This is a genomic window from Bradyrhizobium sacchari (genome assembly GCF_002068095.1).
In the GTDB taxonomy this organism is placed as follows: domain Bacteria; phylum Pseudomonadota; class Alphaproteobacteria; order Rhizobiales; family Xanthobacteraceae; genus Bradyrhizobium; species Bradyrhizobium sacchari.
Genome location: NZ_LWIG01000053.1, coordinates 227,076 through 240,281, shown reverse-complemented (window position 1 = coordinate 240,281; position 13,206 = coordinate 227,076). Strand labels below are relative to the sequence as shown.

Sequence of the window (13,206 nt, the reverse complement as noted above, 5' to 3'; positions counted from 1 at the left end):
CCGGATGATCCGCGTTATGGCCGTCCGGCTGGCGCTCCGCCGGTCTATTCGGCGGCTCCGCCGCAGGGCCCCGTGATGTCGCCGGATGATCCGCGCTACGGCCGACCCGCCGGCCCGCCGCCGGTGATCTATGCCAATCGTCCGGGCCAGCAGGCTCCGGCCAATGACGGCCTGCGTCCGCCCGAGGCAGTCGGTGGTCCCGCCGCGACCGGAACGGTTCAGGCCGGGCAGCCGCCGGTCGGCGCCGATGGCCGGCCGATGACGATCGCCTCGCTGCCGCCCGAGGAGCAGCCCGATGCCGCACCGGCGCAGCTGCCGCAGAATCTGCGCCGCCAGGAAGTCTCCTTCCAGACCAAGGAGCCGGCTGGCACGCTGGTGGTCGATACGCCGAACACCTACCTCTATTACGTGCTCGGCAACGGCCGCGCGATCCGCTACGGCGTCCGCGTCGGCCGCGACGGCTTCACCTGGACCGGCGTGCAGAAGATCACCCGCAAGGCGGAGTGGCCGGATTGGCATCCGCCGACCGAGATGATCGAGCGCCAGCCCTATTTGCCGCGCTTCATGGCCGGCGGCCCCGGCAATCCGCTCGGTGCCCGCGCGATGTATCTCGGCTCGACCGTCTACCGCATCCACGGCACCAACCAGCCCTCGACCATCGGCAAGTTCGTGTCGTCCGGCTGCATCGGCATGCTGAACGAGGACGTCTCGGACCTGTTCGATCGCGTCAAGGTCGGTACCCGCGTGGTGGTAATGCCCGGTGGCCCGCCGCCGGGAACGGCGACCGCTTCCGCTGCGCCCGCGCCGGGTGCTGCTGCGCCGGCTCCGATGTCGGCCCAGGCCGGCCCGGTCCCCGGCACGCAGCCGACGGTCGTGCCGCCGCTCCCCGCCCCGGTCACCGTGCGCTAAGCGCCTCGAACGAGATCAAATTGCGAAAGGGCGTGCCGTCGGCACGCCCATTTTTTTGAGGTCTGCGTCGTTTCAGGCCAGCTTGCGCGGCAGCTCGCCGCCTTTGGTGAAGGCGTCGATCGCCTCGACCATCTGGCCGTAGTGGATACGCAACCCGTCCTCGGTCGCGTAGCCGAGATGCGGCGTCAGCACGAGATTGTCGAGCTTGCGGAAGGGATGGTCGATCGGCAGCGGCTCGACCGAGAACACATCCAAACCGGCGCCCGCGATCTTCCGCTGCTGCAAGGCTTCCAGCAGCGCCTGCTCGTCCACGATCGGCCCGCGCGCGGTGTTGACGAGGAAAGCGGTGGGCTTCATCCGCGCGAGATCAGCGCGGCCGACAAGACCGCGCGAGCGGTCGCTCAGCACCACATGGATGGTGATGATGTCGGCCCTGGCGAACAGCTCCTCCTTGGTGGCATAGCCGACGCCGGCCGCCGCGCACTTCTCGGGCGTCAGGTTCGGGCTCCAGGCGATCACGTTCATGCCGAAGGCCTTGGCAATGCCCGCCATCTTGCTGCCGAGCTTGCCGAGCCCGATGATGCCGAGCGTCATCCCCTCGATCTCGACACCGGCAAAGGTCTGCCACGGTTCGCCCGCATGCATGCGCGCGTTCTCGCGCCCGATGCCGCGGGTCAGCTCCAGGATCAGGCCCATGGTCAGCGGGGCCGTGGGATCGCGGGAATATTGCGTGCCCCCTATGGCGACGCCCTTCGCCTTTGCCGCCTCCATGTCGATTGCAGCGTTGCGCATGCCTGAGGTCAGCAGCAGCTTCAGCTTCGGCAGGCTGTCGAACAGGCTCTTGGGGAACGCAGTGCGCTCGCGCATCGCGCAGATGATCTCGAAATCGGCCAGCGCGCTTGCCGCGGCCTGCTCCGAGGCGAAGGGATGGCTGAACACGGTGATGTCGATGCGGTCGGATAGTTTCGGCCAATCGGCGACGTCGAGGGCGAGGTTGAAATAGTCGTCGAGGATCGCACAGCGCAGCCGGCTCATCAGCATTCATCCATGGCGAGAGGTGACGGCGCTGGCGGGGCGCCGTCGTCGGAACCGGGCCATGGTTGCGCGCAATCAGGCTCGCGCGCAAGCAGCTTGGGTCTTCAAAAATCCGATAGGGAGGAGCGGCTCAGAGGTCGCGGGGCTTCAACCGGATCGGCGCATCCAGGCCGTGCTTGGCGCGCCATGCGGGGCCCGGGCCGCGCATGTAGTGCAGTTCGGGCCGGTAGGGGTTGAAGGCGGTGGCGAAGAAGCGCTTCCAGAAGGCCTTGATCTCCGAGACGAAGCCGGAGGCGTGGCCGGCTGCTGCCGGAACAGGAAGAGAATGGGTCTCGATCAGAGCCATGATGCGGCCTCGCTGTGCTCCCCCGTTCGTTCTGAGCGGGCGGCGTTGTTTCCGCGCGAAACCGAGCTTTGGCCTGCTTTATTAAAAAATGGTTTCAATTGTCCGGATCTGGGTCCGGATGGTGTCCGTCCCGTATTCATCCGTGGTGAACGGAGGGAAAACGTTGCCCTTTGGGGGCGGGATCGTTACATCGCTGGCTAAGCAAATCTCCTCAAATTGAAGGTTTCACGGGACCGATGGCGCGCCAGTTCATCTATTTCATGCAGGGCCTGACCAAGAGCTACCCGACCCGGAAGGTGCTCGATAACATCCATTTGTCGTTCTACCCGGACGCCAAGATCGGCGTGCTCGGCGTCAACGGCTCGGGTAAGTCGACGCTGCTCAAGATCATGGCCGGCCTCGACAAGGAATATACCGGCGAGGCCTGGGTCGCCGAGGGCGCCCGCGTCGGCTATCTCGAGCAGGAGCCCCACCTGGATCCTGCGCTGTCCGTGCGCGAGAACGTCATGCAGGGCGTCGCCAAGCAGAAGGCGATCCTCGACCGCTACAACGAGCTCGCAGTCAATTATTCGGACGAGACCGCCGACGAGATGACCAAGCTGCAGGACGAGATCGAGGCCCAGGGCCTCTGGGATCTCGACAGCAAGGTCGACCAGGCCATGGATGCGCTGCGCTGTCCGCCTGACGACGCCGATGTCACAAAGCTGTCGGGCGGTGAGCGCCGCCGCGTCGCGCTGTGCCGCCTTTTGCTCGACCAGCCCGAGCTGCTGCTGCTGGACGAGCCGACCAACCATCTCGATGCCGAGTCGGTGTCGTGGCTGGAAGGCCATCTTCGCAACTATCCCGGCGCGATCCTGATCGTCACCCACGACCGCTACTTCCTCGACAACGTCACGGGCTGGATCCTCGAGCTCGATCGCGGCCGCGGCATTCCCTATGAGGGCAACTACTCGTCCTGGCTGGTGCAAAAGCAGAAGCGCCTGGAGCAGGAAGGCCGCGAGGAGGCCGCCCACCAGAAGACGCTGGCCCGCGAGCAGGAGTGGGTGGCGTCCTCGCCCAAGGCGCGCCAGGCCAAGTCTAAGGCGCGCTATCAACGCTATGAGGAACTGCTCAAGCAGGCCAGCGAGAAGCAGACCCAGACCGCGCAGATCATCATCCCCGTCGCCGAGCGGCTCGGCGCCAACGTGGTCGATTTCGAAGCACTCAGCAAAGGCTATGGCGATCGTCTCCTGATCGACGATCTCACCTTCAAGCTGCCGCCCGGCGGCATCGTCGGCGTGATCGGTGCCAACGGCGCCGGCAAGACCACGCTGTTCAAGATGATCACCAAGCAGGAACAGCCGGACAAGGGCACGATCACGGTGGGCGAGACCGTGCATCTCGGTTATGTCGACCAGTCGCGCGATGCGCTCGACGGCAAGAAGACCGTGTGGGAGGAGATCTCGGGAGGCAACGAGCTGATCCTGCTCGGCAAGAAGGAAGTGAACTCGCGCGGCTATTGCTCGTCGTTCAACTTCAAGGGCGCGGACCAGCAGAAGAAGGTCGGCGCACTCTCGGGCGGTGAACGCAACCGCGTGCATCTCGCCAAGATGCTGAAGTCCGGCGCCAACGTTCTGCTGCTCGACGAGCCGACCAACGACCTCGACGTCGACACGCTGCGCGCGCTCGAAGAGGCGCTGGAGGATTTTGCCGGCTGCGCTGTCATCATCAGCCACGATCGCTGGTTCCTCGACCGCATCGCGACCCACATCCTGGCCTTCGAGGGCGACAGCCATGTCGAATGGTTCGAAGGCAACTTCCAGGACTACGAAAAGGACAAGATGCGCCGGCTCGGCCAGGACAGCATCATTCCGCACCGCGTCAAGTACAAGAAGCTGACGCGGTGATTTCGGCATGATGCGGCGGGCGCTCATCGCTGCGGTGATCGCGGTCACCTGCGGCTGGTCGTCCGCCCGCGCCGCCGACGCCGCCTTCACGCAGTTCATCGCCTCGCTCTGGCCGGAGGCGCAGGCGGCCGGTGTCTCTCGCGCGACGTTCGACGAACAGACGCGCGGGCTCGAGCCCGACTACAAGCTGCCCGATCTGATCCTGCCGGGACGGCCCGCGACGGGTGCGCCCTCGCAGGCCGAGTTCGTGCAGGTGCCTGCGGACTATGTCAAGGAGGCCTCGATCGCGCGGCTCGCCGGCGAGGGGCAGCGGCTGCTGCAAAAATATCGGCCGGCGCTGACCGAAATCGAGAGGAGCTCCGGCGTGCCGGCGACCGTGATGCTCGCGATCTGGGGCCGCGAGACCGATTACGGCCGCTACACGCTGCCCTATGATCTGGTGCGTGTCCTGGCGACGCAGGCCTATGTCGGCCGGCGCAAGGACACCTATCGCAACGAGTTCATCCTGGCGCTGAAGATTCTCGGCGAAGGCGTGGTGACGCGCAAGGACATGCGCTCGTCCTGGGCCGGGGCGACCGGACTCACGCAGTTCCTGCCGTCGGAGTATTACAAGCACGGCGTTGATTTCGACCGCGACGGCCGCGTCGACATCTGGCATTCGGTGCCGGATGCGCTGGCCTCCGCCGCGCAGCAGCTCGTCAACAAGGGCTGGCAGAGCGGCGTGCGCTGGGCCTATGAGGTGCAGGCACCTGCGAAGGTCGATTGCACCGCCGGTGTGCCGGAGGTGACGAAGCCGATCGGCCAGTGGCTGCGCGAAGGTTTTGTGCCGGTGCGTGGACAGAAGTTGAGTGCCGGCGAGCTGGCGCAGCCGGCCTCGCTGCTCCAGCCGGAAGGAATCTACGGTCCGTCATTCCTCACGACGAAGAATTACTTCGTCATCAAGGAATACAATTTCTCCGATCTCTACGTGCTGTTCGTCGGCCATCTCAGCGATCGAATGACGAGCCCGCTGCCGTTTGCAACGCCCTGGTCGGCTTCGAAGCAACTGCGCACGAAGGATGTCGAGGCCATGCAGCGCGGGCTCACCCGCGTCGGGCTCTACAAGGACAAGATCGACGGCAAGGCGGGCATGCTGACCCGCGCTGCGCTCGGCGCCTATCAGAAGACGGCAGGACTCAAGGTCGATTGCTGGCCGAGTGAAGAGGTGCTGCGTTCGATCCAGGCGGCGCGCTAGCGTGTGACCAAAAGAAAAAGCCCGGCCGATGCTCTCGGCCGGGCTTCGATCGTGGCGCCGAGGGGCGCCGCACGATCGGATCAGTAGCAGACGCGAACCGGACGGCTGACCCAGCCGTAGCCGTCCCAATAGCGCTCACGACGCCAGTAGCAGGGCGCGGGCGGCGGGGGCTCGGCGACGTAAACGGGACCGCCNGGGGCGGCTCGACGCGATGGCGCCGCCGACGATGGCGCCGCCGATCAGGCCGGCTGCGATGCCGGCGCCGACGTTGTCACCGGCTTTGGCAGACGGCGTGGCGGTCACCAGCGAACCGGCGACCGTCGCAACCGTGAGGGCGGCAACTAAAGTCTTCTTCATGCTCTTGGCTCTCCTGGGAGATGGGTTCCCCTTGTTAGAGGCACCCGGGGTTCAAAGGTTCACGCACACTCTGATGGAATTGGCCTTGCGGCTAGGAAGCGCGCAAATGGTCAATCCACGGTAAACGCACACGGAGCTGTGACGAGAAAAAGCGGTCTTTTTCGGGCTCCAAGATGAACGGCATATCCGTAGTCAACCGGTCCAGGCAAGCGCTGCAAACGAGCCGGCTCAGGGGTTTCAGCCGCAAACCCGGACACGGCGGACGCGCCAGGCGTAGCCGTCCCAGAAGCGCTGCCTCTGCCAGACGCAGCCGCCGTAATAGTCGTCGGCGACATAACCCGGGCCCGGCGCGTAGTAGCGCGGCGGGTAGTAGCCCGGTTCATAATAGCCTGGGCCAGGTCCGTAATAATACGGAGAGGCCAGCGCGCCGCCGACGATGGCGCCACCGATGATGCCCGCCGCCACGCCGGCTGCGACGCCGCGCTGGGCATGGGCCGGCGTTCCGGCCGTCAGGGCCACAGTGGCGATGGCAACGGCTGCCAGGAGCGACTTCTTCATCGGTTGGACCTTTCGCATAAGCACGCGGGAACTCTTTGGGCAGAGTTCCATACTTCGCTTGAATGATCAATGAACGGCACCTTTGCCGGGGGCGACCAATTGGTATGAACCGCAGGCCCGCAGGGAGATGGCGATGGGCAGTACCATGATGAACACCCTGATTGCGGCCGGGGTCATCTTTGCGATCGGCTTCGGCTGGTTCACCCACATCCAGAATCGTGGTCAGCGACGTCCGCGCGCAGCGGACGGCAGTGATGGCGGGAGCAGCGACAGCTATTCCGGATCGGGCAATGACGGCTTCTCGCTGGGCAGCTGGTTCTCCAGCGACAGTTCGGGCAGTTCGACCGACGGCGGCAGCTGTTCCAGCAGCGACAGCGGCAGCAGTAGTGGAGATTGCGGGGGCGGCGACGGCGGCGGGGGAGGCGGNCTAGGCGTACCCAACCTTGATCCGCCGCAATACCCTATTTTAGAGCCGTTCTAGGCTGTTTGCGGGCCAGTTTGGAATAGCTTCAAATACCGGTTTTTCCCTTTGCATCCGGCTGGCCCGTTAAATATCGATGATGGCGCATCACCGAAGGGCCTGCCGCTTCCATGATCGTTTGTTCCTGTAACGTGCTGAGCGATGACGATATCCGCGCCGCCGTCGCCGAATCCGACGACGCGGTGCGTCATGCCAAGCAGGTCTATGGATGCCTTGGCTGCAGCGCCGAATGCGGACGCTGCGCCCGGACGATCAAGACGATCATCGACGAAGCACTCGGCCCCTGCGCCAAGTCCTGCTGTGCCGGCTGTCCGCACACCCACACTGTGGCCGCCAATGACGAGACGGCCGAACCCGCCCAGTTCGCGCTGGCGGCCTGCTGAAATCTTCCGCATCGTTGCTCGAGCTTTCCCACGGTTACGTCCCCGTAGCCGGTTGCTCCCGTAACTAAACTCATTTAGAAGCGTTCTAAATTCGGTTCAGGACCGATTTGGACTGCAAGAAGCTGGAGTGAACCATGCAGGGCGACGCAAAAGTCATCGACTATCTCAACAAGGCACTGCGTCACGAGCTGACCGCGATCAACCAGTATTGGCTGCACTACCGCTTCCTCGACAATTGGGGTCTCCTCGACATGGCCAAGGTCTGGCGCAAGGAGTCCATTGAGGAGATGGAGCACGCCGACAAGCTGACCGCGCGCATCCTGTTCTTCGACGGCTTTCCGAACATGCAGGTGCTCGATCCCCTGCGCATCGGCCAGAACGTCAAGGAGATCATCGAGTGCGACCTCGCCGCCGAGATGAGCGCGCGGGCGCTCTATCAGGAGGCGGCCACCTACTGCCACAGCGTCAAGGATTACGTCACGCGTGACCTGTTCGAGAAGCTGATGAGCGACGAGGAGCACCACATCGACTTCCTCGAGACCCAGCTCGACCTGATCGGCCGCATCGGCCTCGAGCTCTACACCCAGAAGCACGTCGGCGGGCTCGAGGGCGAGGGGCATTAAGCTCCGGCTCTAGCCGCATCCTGTCATGTCATCCCGGCCTGGTTGCGCAAATGCGCGCGGGGGCCGGGACGACTGCTGTAGTCACCTACAGCTGCGCCTTGTAGCGCTCTTCCACGATCGCCTGGCTCTCCCGTTCGCCCAAGCCCGTCTGGTCGTGAATGACTTCGACGATGCTCGGCATCACCGCGCGCTGCACCTTGTCCGCGGACCACAGCTTCGAGCGCATCAGCGCCTTGCCGCAGTGGAAATAGACTTCGCTCACCGCAACGTTCAGCACCGCGCGCGGCGGCTTGCCGAATTCCACCATGGAGGCAAGCAGGTCCGGATCGGCCGACAGGGTGCCGCGTCCGCCGACGCGTAGCGTCTCGTCGATACCGGGGACAAAGAACAACAGATGCACGAAACCCGAGCCTTCGACGACATTGCGAAAACTGTCGATCCGGTTGTTGCCTGAGCGATCGGGCATCAGCAACTGGTTGGGACCGGCGACGCGCACGAAGCCGATGCCACCGCCGCGCGGAGAGGCGTCGACGCTGCCGTCAGCGCCCGATGTCGCAAGCACGCAGAACGGTGACATCTCGATGAATTTCTTCGCATGCGCATCGATCGCGGGACGCGCTTTCGCGATCACGCGCGGGCTCGGCTTGGCATAGATGGTGGCGAGGTCTTCGGCGCAAAGATCGGTCAACGGCATACCTCCGCATCGGCTTGGCCTCAAACTAGCCGATCGCACCGCCTCCAGCCAATGGAATCCCTCAAGACACGTTAGACGGCATCCGCCGGTACGAAGCAGCTGATGATGATGGCGCCGCGATGGTGGACGTACCACACCACGGCCTGGCCCACCGGATTGCCCTGGTCGCGGATGACGGCGCGCTCGGGCACTTCCATCCACTGTCCCTCGATCGGCACCCAATAGGTGCCGCCGCGCACGTCATAGTCCGTGCGATGGCCATCGGAAATGTCGCAGCAGGGCACGCCGTTCGGCGCGATCACGCTCTTGAACCAGGCGCGAATGTCGGGCGGGACGTGATCATATTGCCCGTTGTCAAACGCGAGCGCGGCGCTCGTCAGCACCGTCATCGCTGCCAGCCAGACGCACAGCGCTAACCTGTGCATGCGATCCTCATCGCGTCTCGTGCCCGTGGCGCGCGATTGCCCCGCGCATCGATTCGTATCGTTGACGCGATTAAGCCCGAGCTGTCGTCGCATTGCATGCTCAAATAATATGCGGCGCCGAGGCGCCGCATATGATGCATTGCGATATCAGGATTTGCGCTCTGTGCTACATCGTCCGTTGCGGCGCGGTTTGCAGAAATTGCCGGATCTGCTCGCTGTAGAACTTTGCATTGCCGGTGGTGCCGTGGCCTCGTGTCTCGGTGCTGGCGGGGATCAGGTACAGGCGGCCGTTCTTGACCCGCTTCATCGCGGCGTCGGTGATGCCGGTCTCGGGCGGATTGCGTTCGTCGTCGGCGGAATTGATCAGTAGCAGCGAGGCCTCGATGGCCTCGAGCTTCTCGCCCGCATTGTAGTTGTGCGAGGATTCCCACTGGTAGAGGAAATCGTTGGTATCAGCCGTGATCGGCGTCGCCAGCCGTTCGTCGACGATCTTGTCGGCCTTGGCCGCCGTCGGCGCCTGCGATTGATAGGCCAGCGTTCCGCCGATGCTGGCGATGCCGTAGGCTGTGACGGCGTATTTCATCATGCGCGGCTGGCTGGTGTAGTTGCCGCCATTGTAGTCGGGATCGCTCCGGATAGTGTCGAGCATGATCCGCCGCAGCATCCAGTTGCGCGATGCCATCTCGGTCGGCTGCGAGGCCATCGGGATCAGCGCATCCATCGCCTTCGGATATTTCTCGCCCCACAGCCAGGCGTGCATGCCGCCCATCGAATTGCCGATGACGAGCCGCAAATGCTTGACGCCGAGCCCTTCCGTCACAAGCCGGTACTGCGCCTCGACCATGTCGTCGTAATCGTACTTCGGAAAGCCCGTCTTCATGCCGTCGGAAGGTTTTGACGATTTGCCATGGCCGATGCTGTCGGGAATGATGATGTAATATTTGGACGCGTCGAGCGGCTGTCCTGCGCCGAACAGTTCGCCCGCAAAGGAGGGCGTCAGCATGCTCGCGCCGGAGCCGCCCGTTCCATGCAGCACCAATACGGGCTGGCCGGTCGGCTCGCCGACGGTGGTGTAGTGCAGCTTCAGCTCCGGCATGGTCTCGCCGGTGTGGAACCTGAAGTCCCTGGCGATCCAGTCGCCTTGCTTGGGCGCGGGATAATCGGCAGCCATCGCCCATGTCGAAACGGACAGCAGAACGCCTGCCAGCGCTGCGCAAGAAGCTTTCATGTCTCTCTCCCCGTGCGGCTCGTGGTCGTCGGCCGCCTTGCCGTGGAACTTAGCAGAAGTGCGGGGAAGGATGTAGGATTTCACCTCCGCCGATCGTCCTTGTGGAAACCCCGGAGAGACGCTGCATGTGCCGCAACATCAAGACGCTGTTCAACTTCGAGCCGCCGGCGACGGAGGAGGAGATCCACGCCTCGGCGTTGCAGTTCGTGCGCAAGCTGTCCGGCTTCAACAAGCCGTCACAGGCCAATGAGGCCGCTTTCGATCGCGCCGTGGCAGAGGTCTCGGACGCCGCGCGAAGGCTCCTGACCTCGCTGCATACCCATGCCCCGGCGCGCGACCGCGAGGTCGAGGCTGAGAAGGCGAAGGAGCGTTCGCGGTTGCGGTTCGGTTAGCGGCGGGCTTCCGGCTCGTTCCGTGATCTGGCTCACGGTCCGGGGCGCCTCGACTTGCAAGGATGTCTGCCGGGGTTTTGACAGCCCGGAGCACGACCATGAGCCGCCCCCTTCTTCCCCTCAAAGCAGGTGCCATCATCTTCACGCTGCTGTGGACCGCGTGGATGATGTGGTGGAGCGGCTCGTTCTCGAGCGCGAACGTTGTGATCCTGGCCCTGTGCGGCGCAGCGGTCGGTTATCTCTGGTATCGCGCCATGCGCTGGCAGTTCGAGCGCATGGGTATGCTGCCGCGTCGGGATGATTCTTCCCAGCCATCTTGATCGCTGCGTCCGGCGCGAGCACGCCGTCAGTTCTTGTTGCCGTGCTTCTTCTTTTTCTTCTTTTTCTTGTGATCGTCGGCTTCGTTGCCGTCGTCCTCATCATCGGCGATCGGCTCACTGGTCTCCATGACGGCAGCCTCCAGCGCCTCGCGCTCGGCGGCTTCGCGCTCGCGCTGGCGGCGGCGTTCGTCCCAGGCGTCGAAGAGCTGGTCGAGCCAGGGCAGCACCTGTTCGATCGACGGGAGCTGGCCGGGCGGTCCGGCCTCGCCGCGGGGGCCTTGCGGCCCCGCCGGCCCCTGCGGTCCAACCGGTCCCTGCGCTCCGGCGGCGCCGCGCGGACCGGCTTCACCCGGCTTGCCTTGCGGCCCGGCCTTGCCCAGGGGGCCTGCCTTTCCGACCGGTCCCGGCTTGCCCTGGGGTCCCGGCTTGCCGCGCGCGCCGTCCGGGCCCCGCTTGCCCGGATGACCCTGAGGTCCCGGCCGTCCCGGTTCGCCCTGCCGCCCACGCGGACCCGGAGGTCCCTGCCGTCCCTGATCGTCTGCCACGCCACTGCTCCCTTGATCGGAAGCCAGCTACTTAGCGGCGTTTGACGACAGCAGCAATTCTACCCGCGCATCGCGCCGGGCTTGATCAACATCAATCGACAGGGCGAGGCGTCGTGTCATTGAGTCGCGCAGGCACACGATCATCGCGAGGAGCGATCGATGCGCGCAGCATGGAAGATGTTCTGCCTGTCCGTCGCGGTGCTTGCCGCGGCCATCGTCGTGGCCCAGTTGCTCGTGCCCGGCATCGTGCCGATTGCCTTCGCCGAGGAGCCGCAGCCGTCATGGTCCGTGATGACGGCTTTCGTCCTTCGCGCCATCGAGCTGATGACGGCAGCGGTCGCGATCATCGCGCTTGCCATGCTGGCCGGCATGTGTGCGCGGCGCGGGCTGCGCCGTTTGTCCGGCGGCGCGGCCTCGCAGGCGGATTGATCGTCCGCACGCAGTTGCGCACTACTCCTGACAGGTCGGCACCTCGATGCCTGAGGCGGCATAGAGCCTGATCTTGTTGCGCAGCGTGCGCACCGACAGGCCGAGCACGCGCGATGCGCGTGTGCGGTTGCCGTCGCAGCGCGCGAGCGTCTGGAGTACGAGCTCGCGCTCGACCTCGTCGACGGTTGCGCCGATCAGTAGAGGAACGATCTGGTTAGGAGCGAGGAATTGTGCGTCCTGCGGCGCCGCGACATGAACAGTGGTCATCAATACACCCCGATCAACGCCCGCTTCCTTCGCTGGAAGCGGATCGAGAACAAACGACCCCCAGGCCGTAGAACCACGGTGTGCGGGTTTGGTTAATGAAGGGTTAATTGCGGGCGATCGCACCCAATTGACCTCAAGAATGCCGCGAAGCGGCCGCGTTTGGCAGAAGATGCATGGCGATGCGGACCTAATTCGATCCGCGGTGTCGACCGTCATGACTCGCGGGGTGCACGATGCCACCGGGCGAGTGTCAACAAAGGCGCTCCGCTCACACCGTCCGGTACCCGCCGTCCACCATCACGATCGTTCCGGTGACATAGGCCGACAGGTCCGAGGCAAGGAAGATCGCGGGGCCCACGATGTCCTCGGGCTTGCCGGTGCGCGCGAGCGGTGTGTGATCGACGAAGGCCTGCACCAGCGCCGGATTGGTGGCGCGCACCTGGGCGTTGATATTGGTCTCGATGAAGCCCGGTCCGATCGCGTTGACGCGCACGCCCTCCTTGCCGAGCTCGACCGCGAGCGCCTTGGTGAAGCCGAGCACGCCGTGCTTCGAGGTCGTATACGCCGCCGAGCTCGGCGTGCGCAGATGCACGAAGGACTGGATCGAGCCGATATTGACTATGCGGCCCTTGCTCGCGCGCAGGGGCGTGAGGAAGGCCTGCGTCATGTTGAAGACGCCGTTGAGGTTGAGCGAGATGATGTCGTTCCAGTCCTTCGCGACCGTCTCGGTCTCCGCCGTGAAGGCGTTGCGTCGGGTGATGCCGGCATTGTTGACGAGGATCGAGACCTGCCCGACCTTGCCTGCGACCTGCTTTGCCAGCGCAAAGCAATCTTCGCGCCTGGTCACGTCGAGCGCGAAGCTCTCGGCCTTGCCGCCCGATTTTCGGATCTCCTGCGCGGCTTCGGCGACCGTGTCGGCGTTGACGTCGAGCAGCACCACTTGCGCGCCCTCGCGCGCGTACCCGGCCGCGATCGCCCGGCCGATGCCGGAGCCAGCGCCCGTGACGACGGCAATGTGGTTTGCGAGCAATGCCATGACATTTTCCTCCCGATTTCGTTTCTAAGTTTCATGAAAGGCTAACCCGAAATTAAGG

At 64.6% G+C, this 13,206-nt stretch carries 17 protein-coding genes; 8 read left to right on the top strand and 9 right to left on the bottom strand.

All coding sequences use genetic code 11. The annotated features are described in order from the left end of the window. On the top strand, window positions 1-909 hold a 909-nt coding region (locus A5906_RS34295; protein ID WP_080139522.1), incomplete at its 5' end, for a L,D-transpeptidase. Window positions 910-981: 72 nt separating this feature from the next. Here the strand turns inward: A5906_RS34295 and A5906_RS34290 are convergent. After that, window positions 982-1,944, bottom strand: a complete 963-nt coding sequence (locus tag A5906_RS34290) for a D-2-hydroxyacid dehydrogenase family protein (protein ID WP_080139521.1) — start codon at window positions 1,942-1,944, stop codon at window positions 982-984. Between the two features lie 130 nt (window positions 1,945-2,074). Then, on the bottom strand, window positions 2,075-2,290 hold the full coding sequence (locus tag A5906_RS34285) for a hypothetical protein (RefSeq protein WP_080139520.1): 216 nt from the start codon (window positions 2,288-2,290) through the stop codon (window positions 2,075-2,077). Between the two features lie 236 nt (window positions 2,291-2,526). On the opposite strand from A5906_RS34285, the gene ettA reads away from it, so the two are divergent. Then, window positions 2,527-4,176 (top strand): energy-dependent translational throttle protein EttA, encoded by a 1,650-nt coding sequence (gene ettA, locus A5906_RS34280; protein ID WP_080139519.1) that lies wholly within the window; start codon window positions 2,527-2,529, stop codon window positions 4,174-4,176. A 7-nt stretch (window positions 4,177-4,183) separates the two neighbouring features. Continuing rightward, window positions 4,184-5,410: a lytic murein transglycosylase gene (locus A5906_RS34275; RefSeq protein ID WP_080139518.1), complete on the top strand. Its 1,227-nt coding sequence runs from the start codon at window positions 4,184-4,186 to the stop codon at window positions 5,408-5,410. Between the two features lie 594 nt (window positions 5,411-6,004). Here A5906_RS34275 and A5906_RS34265 read toward each other — a convergent pair. Next, window positions 6,005-6,325, bottom strand: a complete 321-nt coding sequence (locus A5906_RS34265) for a hypothetical protein (RefSeq protein ID WP_080139549.1) — start codon at window positions 6,323-6,325, stop codon at window positions 6,005-6,007. Window positions 6,326-6,916: 591 nt separating this feature from the next. Between A5906_RS34265 and A5906_RS34255 the strand changes: the two genes are divergently transcribed. Both A5906_RS34255 and bfr read left to right on the top strand, forming a co-directional pair. After that, window positions 6,917-7,189 carry a (2Fe-2S)-binding protein gene (locus A5906_RS34255; protein ID WP_080139517.1) on the top strand — a complete coding sequence of 91 codons (273 nt, stop codon included), beginning with the start codon at window positions 6,917-6,919 and terminating at the stop codon, window positions 7,187-7,189. 134 nt (window positions 7,190-7,323) lie between these two features. Continuing rightward, on the top strand, window positions 7,324-7,812 hold the full coding sequence (gene bfr / locus A5906_RS34250) for a bacterioferritin (protein ID WP_018641014.1): 489 nt from the start codon (window positions 7,324-7,326) through the stop codon (window positions 7,810-7,812). An 85-nt stretch (window positions 7,813-7,897) separates the two neighbouring features. Here the strand turns inward: bfr and A5906_RS34245 are convergent, their stop codons facing one another. From A5906_RS34245 to A5906_RS34235, 3 genes are all read right to left on the bottom strand, one after another. Continuing rightward, the gene (locus tag A5906_RS34245) at window positions 7,898-8,500 is read right to left on the bottom strand and encodes an MSMEG_1061 family FMN-dependent PPOX-type flavoprotein (RefSeq protein ID WP_080139547.1); all 603 of its coding nucleotides are present in this window, start codon (window positions 8,498-8,500) and stop codon (window positions 7,898-7,900) included. Between the two features lie 77 nt (window positions 8,501-8,577). Then, window positions 8,578-8,931 (bottom strand): hypothetical protein, encoded by a 354-nt coding sequence (locus A5906_RS34240; RefSeq protein WP_080139516.1) that lies wholly within the window; start codon window positions 8,929-8,931, stop codon window positions 8,578-8,580. A gap of 166 nt (window positions 8,932-9,097) precedes the next feature. Beyond that, window positions 9,098-10,159, bottom strand: coding sequence for an alpha/beta fold hydrolase (locus A5906_RS34235; protein ID WP_080139546.1), 1,062 nt, complete (start codon window positions 10,157-10,159; stop codon window positions 9,098-9,100). A 125-nt stretch (window positions 10,160-10,284) separates the two neighbouring features. On the opposite strand from A5906_RS34235, the gene A5906_RS34230 reads away from it, so the two are divergent. Beyond that, window positions 10,285-10,551: a DUF2277 domain-containing protein gene (locus A5906_RS34230; RefSeq protein ID WP_080139515.1), complete on the top strand. Its 267-nt coding sequence runs from the start codon at window positions 10,285-10,287 to the stop codon at window positions 10,549-10,551. A 98-nt stretch (window positions 10,552-10,649) separates the two neighbouring features. Next, window positions 10,650-10,871 carry a hypothetical protein gene (locus A5906_RS34225; protein ID WP_080139545.1) on the top strand — a complete coding sequence of 74 codons (222 nt, stop codon included), beginning with the start codon at window positions 10,650-10,652 and terminating at the stop codon, window positions 10,869-10,871. 26 nt (window positions 10,872-10,897) lie between these two features. Here A5906_RS34225 and A5906_RS34220 read toward each other — a convergent pair whose 3' ends face one another. Next, a complete protein-coding gene (locus A5906_RS34220) occupies window positions 10,898-11,416 on the bottom strand; it encodes a collagen-like domain-containing protein (protein WP_080139514.1) in 519 nt (172 codons plus the stop codon). Window positions 11,417-11,575: 159 nt separating this feature from the next. Here A5906_RS34220 and A5906_RS34215 point away from each other — a divergent pair, with 159 nt between their 5' ends. Next, a complete protein-coding gene (locus tag A5906_RS34215) occupies window positions 11,576-11,845 on the top strand; it encodes a hypothetical protein (protein WP_080139513.1) in 270 nt (89 codons plus the stop codon). A 21-nt stretch (window positions 11,846-11,866) separates the two neighbouring features. Here A5906_RS34215 and A5906_RS34210 read toward each other — a convergent pair whose 3' ends face one another. Together A5906_RS34210 and A5906_RS34205 are read right to left on the bottom strand one after the other, a co-directional pair. Beyond that, window positions 11,867-12,112 carry a helix-turn-helix domain-containing protein gene (locus A5906_RS34210; RefSeq protein WP_018641007.1) on the bottom strand — a complete coding sequence of 82 codons (246 nt, stop codon included), beginning with the start codon at window positions 12,110-12,112 and terminating at the stop codon, window positions 11,867-11,869. A gap of 268 nt (window positions 12,113-12,380) precedes the next feature. Next, the gene (locus A5906_RS34205; protein WP_080139512.1) at window positions 12,381-13,148 is read right to left on the bottom strand and encodes an SDR family NAD(P)-dependent oxidoreductase; all 768 of its coding nucleotides are present in this window, start codon (window positions 13,146-13,148) and stop codon (window positions 12,381-12,383) included. Window positions 13,149-13,206 lie beyond the last annotated feature (58 nt).